10 protein-coding genes are annotated in these 10,996 nt (G+C 31.3%); 7 read left to right on the forward strand and 3 right to left on the reverse strand.

Translation table 11 applies throughout. From position 1 onward, the window contains the following. The 5 genes from ACMOUI_RS10200 to ACMOUI_RS10220 all read left to right on the forward strand — a co-directional run. On the forward strand, positions 1-461 hold a 461-nt coding region (locus ACMOUI_RS10200; RefSeq protein ID WP_418965591.1), incomplete at its 5' end, for a GrdX family protein. A gap of 35 nt (positions 462-496) precedes the next feature. After that, complete coding sequence (locus tag ACMOUI_RS10205) at positions 497-1,792, forward strand: glycine/sarcosine/betaine reductase component B subunit (protein WP_418965592.1); 1,296 nt, start codon at positions 497-499, stop codon at positions 1,790-1,792. A gap of 26 nt (positions 1,793-1,818) precedes the next feature. After that, positions 1,819-3,126 (forward strand): glycine/betaine/sarcosine/D-proline family reductase selenoprotein B, encoded by a 1,308-nt coding sequence (locus tag ACMOUI_RS10210; RefSeq protein WP_418965593.1) that lies wholly within the window; start codon positions 1,819-1,821, stop codon positions 3,124-3,126. 27 nt (positions 3,127-3,153) lie between these two features. Continuing rightward, entirely contained in the window at positions 3,154-4,257 is a 1,104-nt protein-coding gene (locus ACMOUI_RS10215; RefSeq protein WP_418965594.1) for a hypothetical protein, read from the forward strand. Between the two features lie 96 nt (positions 4,258-4,353). After that, positions 4,354-5,523 (forward strand): putative manganese transporter, encoded by a 1,170-nt coding sequence (locus ACMOUI_RS10220; protein WP_418965595.1) that lies wholly within the window; start codon positions 4,354-4,356, stop codon positions 5,521-5,523. Positions 5,524-5,552: 29 nt separating this feature from the next. On the opposite strand, the gene ACMOUI_RS10225 is transcribed toward ACMOUI_RS10220, so the two are convergent. Continuing rightward, positions 5,553-5,876, reverse strand: a complete 324-nt coding sequence (locus ACMOUI_RS10225) for a hypothetical protein (protein ID WP_418965596.1) — start codon at positions 5,874-5,876, stop codon at positions 5,553-5,555. Between the two features lie 20 nt (positions 5,877-5,896). Next, positions 5,897-7,099 carry a class I SAM-dependent methyltransferase gene (locus ACMOUI_RS10230; protein WP_418965597.1) on the reverse strand — a complete coding sequence of 401 codons (1,203 nt, stop codon included), beginning with the start codon at positions 7,097-7,099 and terminating at the stop codon, positions 5,897-5,899. Between the two features lie 144 nt (positions 7,100-7,243). Between ACMOUI_RS10230 and ACMOUI_RS10235 the strand changes: the two genes are divergently transcribed. After that, positions 7,244-9,382 (forward strand): heavy metal translocating P-type ATPase, encoded by a 2,139-nt coding sequence (locus tag ACMOUI_RS10235; protein WP_418965598.1) that lies wholly within the window; start codon positions 7,244-7,246, stop codon positions 9,380-9,382. A 64-nt stretch (positions 9,383-9,446) separates the two neighbouring features. Then, positions 9,447-10,436, forward strand: coding sequence for a hypothetical protein (locus ACMOUI_RS10240; protein ID WP_418965599.1), 990 nt, complete (start codon positions 9,447-9,449; stop codon positions 10,434-10,436). A gap of 6 nt (positions 10,437-10,442) precedes the next feature. Here the strand turns inward: ACMOUI_RS10240 and ACMOUI_RS10245 are convergent. After that, on the reverse strand, positions 10,443-10,996 hold a 554-nt coding region (locus ACMOUI_RS10245), incomplete at its 5' end, for a 3'-5' exonuclease (RefSeq protein ID WP_418965600.1).

The following is a 10,996-nucleotide window of genomic DNA, read 5'->3' on the forward strand; positions in this document are numbered from 1 at the left end:
CTTTTTATATTGTTTTAGAACAAGAAAAATTTGACATAGTGAAAAGTTCAAAGTATATTAAAAATAAAATAGAGAGGTTAGAGGGGGAGGTGGAAAAAATAATAGTTATTACAAATAATCCAGACGTTAGAGAAAAATATAAAAATATCTATTTTGTAGAGGGAGGATTTGAAGATTTACTATTAAAGGTACGAGATATGGTATATATGGGACATGAACTTGTTACTCATCCACTGGGAGCGAGTTTAAGAATGATGTTTTCACCCTATCGATCGGTTGTGGTTACAGATGAAAAAATCGTTCCTTTGAATGAGCTTCATGCGGAGATAATAGGCAAAGCTATAGAGAGTTATAAAAATGTGATAGGGGTGAGAATGAAAGATGTAAAAAATATGGGAGATTATGCCAAAATTGATTATTTATTATTAAAAAATGTATTGCAAAATAAAGATATTTTTTAATCAGCTGTTAAGTTATTCTATTTATTAAAAAAGAGGTGGTTGATTTGAGACTGGAGCATAGAAAGATTAAAATCCAAGATATCAAATTTGGGGATAGAAGTGAAATCCAAGAGGGAATACTTTTTATTAATAAAGATGAAATAATTGATACATTAAAAGAGGATACAAAAATTAAAGAGGTAAAGATTGATTTAGCTAAACCTAGGGAAAAAATAAGGATAATACCTGTTAAAGATGTTATACAACCTCGTATAAACATAGATGAAAATAGAAGGGAGTTTCCAGGAATACTATCTAAAAGTAGACAGACAGGAAATGGGGCTGTAAATATCCTAGATGGTGTGGCAGTTGTAACAATTGGTGACATAGTTGGTTTTCAAGAGGGTGTAATAGATATGTGGGGCGATGGAGCAAAGTGGACACCGTTTTCCAAAACTTTAAATGTTGTTGTAGATATATCTCCTATTGAGGGATTAGAACCTCATATACACGAGTTAACTGTAAGAATAGCAGGACTTAAAGCAGCTGAACTCATAGGAAAAGCAGGTAAAAATATGGAGGCTGATACAGTTGAAATCTATGAAACTGGCACTGTGGCAGATGAGCTTTTGAAGTATCAAACTTTACCAAAAATTTTATATGTAGAGATGTTAATTTCACAGGGATTATTACATGACAGCTATATATACGGGGTAAATTCTCAGCAGATTTTACCAACTTTAATGCACCCAAATGAGGAACTAGATGGAGCTGTAGTAAGTGGAAACTGTGTGGCGGCTTGTGATAAAATAACTACTTATCAACATCAAAATAACTCGATTATAAAGGATTTATATAAGAAACATGGAAAAGAGCTTAATTTTTTGGGAGTGGTATTAACTCCAGAACTGACTACATTAGAGGGTAAGATGAGAACTTGTGATTACACAGCAAAACTGTGCAAGATGCTTGGAGCTGAAGGAGTAATTGTTTCTGAAGAGGGGTATGGAAATCCAGATACAGATCTATTATTAATATGTAAAAGATTGGAAGCTCTTGGAATAAAAACAGTTTTAGTGACAGATGAGTGTTCAGGAAGAGCTGGAGACTCACAATCTTTAGCGGATACTGCAGAGGAAGCGATAGCTGTAGTTTCAACAGGAAATGTGAGTCACTTAATAACTCTTTCACCAGCTGATATTGTACTTGGAAATATAGAGGCAATTGCTACATTAGCAGGTGGTTGGGAAGGAGCACTTTCAGAGGATGGAAGTTTTGAATGTGAATTAAATGCGATAATAGGAGCTACTTCGGAGATTGGATTCCATAATTGCACATCTAAATTATATTGAAGTTATATAGATGGAGGGTGTTTAAAATGGCAGAAAAAATCAGAGTTGCATATTATTTAAATCAGTTTTTTGGTCAAATTGGAGGAGAGGATAAAGCTGGAATAGAGCCACAAGTCGTTGAAGGAGGAGTGGGAGTTTCAAGTGCTTTTGAAAGGTTATTAAAAGATAAAGTTGAAGTCATAGGGACAGTGATTTGTGGAGATAACTATTTCAATGAAAATACAGAACAAGCAATGGAAAAAATTATAGCTATGCTAAAAAATTTGGATGTTAACTTAGTTGTTACAGGACCAGCTTTTAATGCCGGGAGATATGGAATGGCTTGTGGGGCAATTGCAAAAGAGGTAACTAAACAGATGCATATTCCAGCCATTAGTGGTATGTATATAGAAAATCCAGCAGTTGAGCTATTTAGAGATAGTATAATAATAGCAGATGTGGGACAATCAGCAGCGGATATGCCAAAAGCACTATCTAAGATGGCAAATTTAGCCCTAAAAATTGGATTGAATGAGGAGTTGGGAAGACCTCATGAGGATGGATATATAGCCCAAGGAAAAAGAAAAACAATATTCACTGAAAAACTAGGGTCAGAGAGAGCGGTCGATATGATTTTAAAAAGACTAAAAGGTGAGGCTTTTGAAACAGAGTTACCAATGCCTGTATTTGATAAAGTAGAACCTTCCCCAGCAATAGAGGATATGTCTAAGGCTACAATAGCACTGGTTACAACTGGTGGAATTGTTCCTAGAGGAAATCCAGATAGAATCCAATCTGCTAGTGCGCAGAAGTGGGGAAAATATGATATAAGTGATTATGATAGTTTGAAAGAGGGGGATTTTTATACAATACATGGAGGTTATGATCCTGTTTATGCCAATGAGAATCCAGATAGAGTAGCGCCTTTAGAAACATTAAGAAAATTTATGTCAGAAGGGAAGTTAGGAAATGTTTATAAATACTTTTTGACAACAACTGGAACAGGGACTTCAGTAGGAAATGCAATTAAATTTGGAAAAGAGATGGGAGAACTTTTAAAAAATGATGGGGTGGATGGAGTGATATTAACTTCCACTTGAGGAACTTGTACTCGTTGTGGAGCAACGATATTAAAAGAGATAGAAAAATATGGTATAGGTGTAGTACATATGTCTACGATAACAACTATATCAAAATCAGTGGGAGCTAATAGAATAGTACCAACAGTTGCTATTCCATATCCAGTAGGAAATCCAACTCTCCAAATTGAAGAGGAAAATAGATTGAAATATAACCTTGTTGGAAGAGCTTTAAAAGCTTTATCAACACAGGTTTCAGATGTGACTGAATTTTAATTATTTTCCCAAAAGGAGAGGGGGGTTATGAAAAAAGATATAAATTTTAAAATAGTGATAATGTATGCAGGAGCTATTATTGCATTTTTAATAGGATCAGGATTTGCTACTGGGCAGGAAGTTTTACAATATTTCTCTGCCTATGGATACTTTGGTGTATTGGGGAGTCTATTAACGTTGATTCTTTTAGCGTATGTTTGTTCAAGTTTTTTAATTGTTGGATATCAAAAGAAGTTCGAGAAAGGAAATGATATCTACAAATACTATTGTGGTGACAAATTAGGTATATGCTTTGATTACTTCTCAACATTATTTTGTTTTTTATCTTTTATAGTTATGGTGGCAGGAGCTTCAGCAACTTTAAAGGAACACTACAATATAGGGGAGATTTATGGTGGTGGACTGATAGTGATATTAGCATTTATAACTGTGATTGGAGGACTTTCTAAGATAGCTGAAATAGTGGGGAAAATAGGTCCAGTCATAGTAGTCATAGCTATATCTGTGGGGTTTATTACCATAGTTAAAAATTTTTCAAACTTAAATCCAGTTATACTTACATCTGCATTACAGGAGTTAGAAAGTTATAATAGATTAGTAAAAGCTTCATCGACATGGTATATAGCAGTTTTTTCCTATGTGGGATTTTGTATGTTGTGGTTAGCTGGATTTTTGTCCTCTCTGGGAGCAAAGTTACAAAACGAGGAAGAAGCTGTATTAAGTGGTGTATTAGGAGCAGTTTTATTCTCTTTAGCTGTAATGGTAGTATGTTTAGGGTTATTATCTTCAATATCCTTAACAGCGGGGACTCAAATTCCAATGTTATATCTAGCAAATGATATATATCCTATTTTTTCAACGATTTTTACTTTTATAATTCTGGCAGGAATCTACTCAACAGCAGTACCTCTATTATGGAATGTAGTTTCAAGATTTACAAAAGAGAAAACAAACTATTTTAAAATTTTGACAATGGTTTTATCGGTTATTGCCTTAGTGGTTGGAATTGGATTACCATTTGATAGATTGGTAAATATAGTTTATGTTATTAATGGATACTTTGGAGGAGGATTATTAATAATAATGTTATATAGGACAGCAACAAAAAATAAGAGTAGAAAACTAAATTAGTAGAGATGAAACTGTTCACCAAGTATTTATAAAAAAGAAGAGAAAAAAAAGCAGGTATAATAGAGTTAGATGAAGTTATTTATGTGAGGTGAATTGATGGAATGGTTTTCTCTTTTTTATAATGTAGCGGTGGAAGCTTTTTTCAAAGTTGGAGTTTTTGTTTCAATATCATTGTTACTAATAGGATTAGTCGATTATAAATTCAATGGTATTATAATAAAACTTTTAGAAAAAGATAGAAAAAATCAAGTTTATTTTTCTGCACTATTGGGACTAATACCTGGGTGTGGTGGTGCTATTATCATAGTACCAATGTATATTTTGGGAAAAGTCACATTTGGAAGTTTAGTCGCTTCTTTTATAACAACCATGGGTGATGCGGCATTTATCTTAATAGTAGGAGATATAGATGCCTATTTTAAAGTTTTAGTTATAAGTGGAGTTACGGGTGTTATTACAGGTTTAATGATAGATTATTTTAAGATTGGCGAGAACATATCCATAAATAGGGAGAGAGTAATAGAATCGGATAAAAATTTGGTAAATGAGGAAAGTGGTCAAAAGGTACACCATCATATAACCCATGAAAAGGGAGATATAGTTGATAGAGTGTTACATAAAAAAACGAGTTCAAAATATATCTATTTAATAACTCATAGAATATGGTATAAAATTTTTTGGATTTTAGTTATAGTATCTTTACCCTTTGCTTTAGAACATCTTTTGCATGAACACGCTCATGAGAGCAGCTTGGACTTAGATATCTATGATTTAAGTGGTTTTTTAGGGACTACTCTTTGTATCCTATATACCCTATTGAGCAAAAAGATGATAAAAGGTAGTGATTTTGATAAAACAGAGAGTAAATTAAATTCGATTTTTGAGACTTTAATCCATACAGCTGAAGAGGTAGCTTTTCTAGTAACTTGGGTATTTATAGCTTTTTTAGGGTATGAGATTTTATTAAAATATATAGGTGGAGAGACAGTTTTAGAAGTGGTTCTAAATAATAGTGGATTCTTAGTAATAGTTGGAGCAGTTTTAATTGGATTGATACCGGGGTGTGGACCTCAGATCCTACTTGCGGCAATATATATATCGGGAGGGATACCGTTTTCAGCCCTAGTGGCCAATGCTATATGCAATGATGGAGATGCACTGTTTCCTCTATTGGCGTTAAGTAAGAGATCGGCTCTATTAGTTACAGTGTATAATGTAATTCCAGCCTTGATAGTTGGTGGAGTTTTATATCTGATGGGAATTTAAAAAACAGATGGGGAAAACCATCTGTTTTTTTAAATCTCATCTAAAAAATCTTCAAGAGAAACTAAAGGTTTAATAAGTTCTAAATAACTTTTATGTGCAGTAGTTGTAACTCTGTTGATTCTAATAAGATCTTTATCAGCTAAGATAGAGGTATTTTCATTTATCTCATCCAGAGTATAATCTTGAAATATTTTTTGTAAGTCAAGAGTGGTTAAAATTTTCTTCTGTAACTCTTTAGTTACTCCATTGGCCATACATCCAAGAGTTATAATCTCCCTCTCTTCAAAAATATCCCCCTGTGAGTAAAACTTTAAAAATTCTCTAAAAATTTTTTCCTGTAGTGATTTGTTCATAAGAATCATCTCCTGATATATTATTTTTTAAAATAATCTTTAAGTAAACTATCTAAAAGAGGATTAACTCCTAAGAAATGTATATATCTATCATATTCAGCCCTTTTTTCCTTCAATTTCTCACTAGAAGGTGAACCTAAAATAGCTTTAATAAGAATATTTTTAGGAGTGTGTTCCATATCTATAAATTCCATAACTTTTGTATTATAACCACAAAGCTCTAACGAAAGAGCTCTTAGAGCGTCCGTAGCCAATGAACTAAATCTTTCCTGTAAAATTCCATGATTTCCAAAGGGGGATAAAACACCTTTTAGTTCTGTTGTTGAAGATCTATCTATTTTTTGGTTTATCTCTGATTGACAGCAAGGAACAGCTAAAATAGCCTTAGCTCCTAACTCTAATCCCTTGAGAATAGAGTAATCTGTAGCATTATTACAAGCATGTAATGAGAATATCATATCGACATCATTAAAAAGATGAAAATCTTTAATATCCCCTTTTAAAAATTGGAGATTATCAAAGTGTAAATCTTTAGCAATGTTATTACAATTATTGATAACATCCTCTTTTAAATCCAAACCGATAATATCAATTTCCAAATTTTTAATATTTTTTAAATAGTGATATAGAGCAAAAGTCAAGTATGATTTACCACACCCAAAATCAACTATTTTCATGGAGTTTCCAATAAGTTTTTTTTCTTGCAACTCTTTTAATGTATCTTCAATAAACTCTAAATATCTATTTATTTGTCTAAATTTATTGAATTTTTCTTTACTAACTTTTCCAGTTTCAGACATAACTCCCAATCTAATTAAAAATGGAATAGGAGTATTGTCCTGTAAAATATAGTTTTTCTGTTTATTGTGAGAAAGTTCTACTGTTTTATTTTCAGTATTTTTTCTCTTTATAGAGAATCCCTTTTTATTTTGTAAAACTTGTATCTCTTGGGCTGAAGTAACTATAAGAATCTGTTTAAAAGTGTCAATAATCTCATCTAAAAAATTAAATGAATCCTCTACAGAACTATTTTTATGAAAAGCTTTATTCTCTTTAAAACTTTCAAACTGTATAAAAAAATCACCCTTTATCTCAACGGGCTTTAAATTTATCTTTTTATAAGAGCACTCTTTTGTAGGATTAGAAAAAACCCCTTTTATAAAAGTGTGATTCTCAATACTATCTTTAAAAATATTTAAAATATCTTGTTTTAGGTATTTCATATTAAACTCCTTAACTTTAATAATCTATATTATACTCTTTAAGAGAAAAATATTCAAAAAAATTTTGACAAAAATGGTAAATTATGATATTTTAGGATTATAGATATAGGGGGTATGGGTATGTACCTTTAAGGAGATGAGATAATGAAAAAAGAGTATGAGATTATAAATTTGCACTGTGGTGGATGTGCCTCAAAAATCCAGTATGAGTTAGATAAGATGGAAAATTTAAAGGATGTTAACGTAGATTTTTATACAAAAAAATTAAAGTTTACCTTATTGGAAGAGGTTGATGAGAGAGAACTTATTGATAAATTAAATGAGATTGCTGATAAAGTTGAACCTGGAACTTACTTTAAAAAGATTGTAACAGATGAGAAGAAAGAGATAGAGAAGAGTGATAGTGATGAGAATCACCCTCACCCTCATAGAGGAGAGCTAGTTTCAAAAATTAATCTAGTGATTTTAACAGTTGGAATAACTCTTTTTGTTGTGGGATTAACATTGCCAAAAAGTTTACAAAAAGATGTAATTTTAATTATAGCTTATGGACTATCAGGATATGATATACTATTAAATGCTTTAAAAAATGTAAAAAGAGGTAAGTTCCTAGATGAAAATTTTTTAATGAGTATTGCAACTGTTGGAGCCTTAATTTTAGGAGACTTTGGTGAAGCTGCTGGAGTTATGATCTTCTATAAAATCGGTGAATTTTTCCAAGATATGGCAGTAAATAACTCTAAAAAATCTATTGAAAAATTAATGAGTATAAAGCCAGACTTTGCTAATTTAAAGAGTAAAAATGGAAGTATAGAGGTAGTGAATCCCTCAAAAATAGAGATAGGAGATGTATTGGTAGTCAAACCTGGAGAAAGAGTACCTTTGGATGGAGTTATAACTTTAGGGACAACAACTTTAGATAAATCAGCATTAACTGGAGAGTCTGTTCCTGTTATAGGAGAGGTTGGAAGTGAAATTTTAAGCGGCTCTATCAATATAAATGGAACTATTGAGTTCAAAGCCACAAAAAAATATTCACAATCTACAGTTAATAGAATAATAGAGATGGTAGAGAGTGCAGGGAGCAAAAAAGCCCATGCAGAAAAATTTATAACAAAATTTGCAAGATATTATACTCCAGCTGTTGTATTGATGTCTATTTTAATAGGTCTTGGAATACCGATGCTATATGATGGAAACTTTAAATTATGGTTCAGTAGAGCTTTGATATTCTTAGTTATATCTTGTCCATGTGCACTGGTTTTATCCGTTCCCCTAACATTTTTCAGTTCTATTGGAAAAGGGTCTAAAGATGGTATTTTGATAAAGGGTGGAAACTATTTAGAGAGATTAAAGAATATTGATACGGTTGTATTTGATAAAACTGGAACTTTGACTAAAGGAAGTTTTAAAGTTAGTAAAATAGAGGTATTCAAAGGAAGTGAATCGGAGGTTCTAGAGTATGCTAAAGCTGGAGAGTTCTATTCAAACCACCCAATAGGAAAAGCTATACTAAACTATGGAGATATAGAAATCTATGAGTGGGATATCCAGGGTCATAATGAAAAAGCTGGATATGGTATAAATGCTTTTTATAATGGAAAAGAGATCTTAGTGGGAAGCAGAAAATTTTTAGAGAGTAATGATATCACTATTGATATGCCAGAAACGTTTGGAACAGTGGTTTATGTGGCAGTTGATTCAAAACTTATGGGTAGAATTTTTGTGGAGGATGAGATTAAGGAAGCTTCTAGAAAAACTATTGATGAGTTAAAATCTCAAGGCATTGCAGTTTATATGTTAACTGGTGACAATAAAAAAACAGGAAAGCATATAGGGGAGATACTGGGAATAGATGAGGATAAAATCTGTACAAATCTTTTACCACAAGATAAGGTAAGTAAATTAGAGGATATAAAGAATAAAAGTAAAAAAGGCACTATATTTGTAGGAGATGGAATAAATGATGCTCCTGTACTAGCAATGGCAGATATTGGAATCTCAATGGGAAAAATAGGAAGTGATATAGCTATTGAAAGTTCAGATATAGTTTTAATGAATGATGATCCTTATAAAATAATAGAGGCTTTAAATCTAGGAAAAAGAAATAATCAAGTGGTTTTAGAAAATGTTGGATTTGCTCTAGGTGTAAAAATAGTTGTTATGATTTTAGGAGTTCTAGGAATTGCTAATCTATGGTTAGCTATTTTTGCAGATGTGGGAGTATCTGTATTAGCGGTTTTAAACGCTTCAAAAATTTTAAGTAAAAAATCTATAGATTAAAAGAGAGCTATGCTCTCTTTTATTTTTTATGTTATAATAATAGAAAAAGAAAAGGGAGGAAGAGATGTTTTATTTTATTTATGGTGATACACCACTTCCATTGAAATATGAAGAGTTAATGGAAAAAATAAAAAAGTCAAATCCTAATATTCCAGTAAAAATTTATGATGCATCCCAAAATGAAGAGGAGAGCTTTTTAGAGGGGATTTCAATAAATTCAATGTTTGTACCAAAGGAGTTGCTAGTTTTAAAAAGAGCTGAAAAAACTAAGAAACTAGATAATCTACTAAAGATAGTTGGAGAGTATGATTTAGGTCAAAAAGAGGTTGTCGTTGTTTATGAAGAGGAGCTAAATGACTATGGTAAAGCAACGAATGAAGTTGGAAAAAAGGTTTTAACAAATGCTGAAAAGTTAGGAAAAGTTATAGTTGCAAGAAAGGCTTTAGAAAAAAAGGGGATACAGTTTTTTATAGAAAAAGAGTTAGAAATTTCAGAGTATGAGGCAGAAAAGTTAGCAGAAGTGCTAGGAGATGACTTTTTTAAAGTAAAAAATGAAGTGGAAAAAATAAAAAATTTTTTAGGAGGACAGACTTTTATATTGGAAAAAGTTTTACCTATCCTGTCAATAAGTGATGAATACAATTTAAAAAAACTTGTTGAAGATTTTTTTATCAGTGATAATATAAATCAGTTATTGGAACACTTAAAAAAAACCAAAGAGTATATGCTATTTTTATATTTAGTATCAGAGGAGTTAAATTTAGCCTTAAAATTGGTGGGATTAAAAAGAGTTGGAGATTTAAAGGAAACGATATCCTACAATGATTTTAAAGGGAATGTATACGAAAAGGTAAAAAAATATTTTAAAAATAATAGAGGATTTATGAGAGAGTATCCCATTTTTTTAAAGTTAAAATATATTCCCTTGTTCAGTGAGGAGTTTTTACTAAAAAAAATACAGAATCTTCTGGAAGTTGAGTTTTCAGTAAAAAATGGTGGAATAGAGGAAGGAATAGGAGTAGAAAAATTTATAATAGAGTTTAAAAGAGGGTAGTTTAAACTACCCTCTTTTAATATTTATAAGCATAGAGTCTATCGACTCTATGAAGATAGATGGAGTGTTGAAAAAACCATAATCACTATAAAAAGATAGAGGGTATGATAGAAAAAGCTCTTTTTTAGCTCTGGTTAAAGCCACATAAAAAAGTCTTTTCTCCTCCTCGAAATCTATATAATCCCCAATAGAGGTTGGAATTACTCCATCTAGCAGTAAAGGTATAAAAACATAGTCCCACTCTAAGCCTTTAGAACCATGAATTGTTAAAAGAGTTAAAGATGCATCATGTGTATTTATAAAAATACTTTCATCAAAGAGACTCTCTAAAAAAGAGTTTGGATATATATAGAAATCCATATTCAAACTTTTAAATATTTTAATGAAATTTTCCATATATATGTGATTTCTAAAAAGGATACCAATAGTATCTTTAGGGTTATCTTTTAAGATATTTTTAATTTTATTTAAGATAGATAAAACCTCTTGGGAGTGGTCCCTAAAAATATTTAAAGTAGGTTTTTTTAAAGAGATATTCTTATTTTCAAGTTTTTTATAGT

Source organism: Cetobacterium sp. (assembly GCF_048470075.1).
Classification (GTDB): domain Bacteria; phylum Fusobacteriota; class Fusobacteriia; order Fusobacteriales; family Fusobacteriaceae; genus Cetobacterium_A.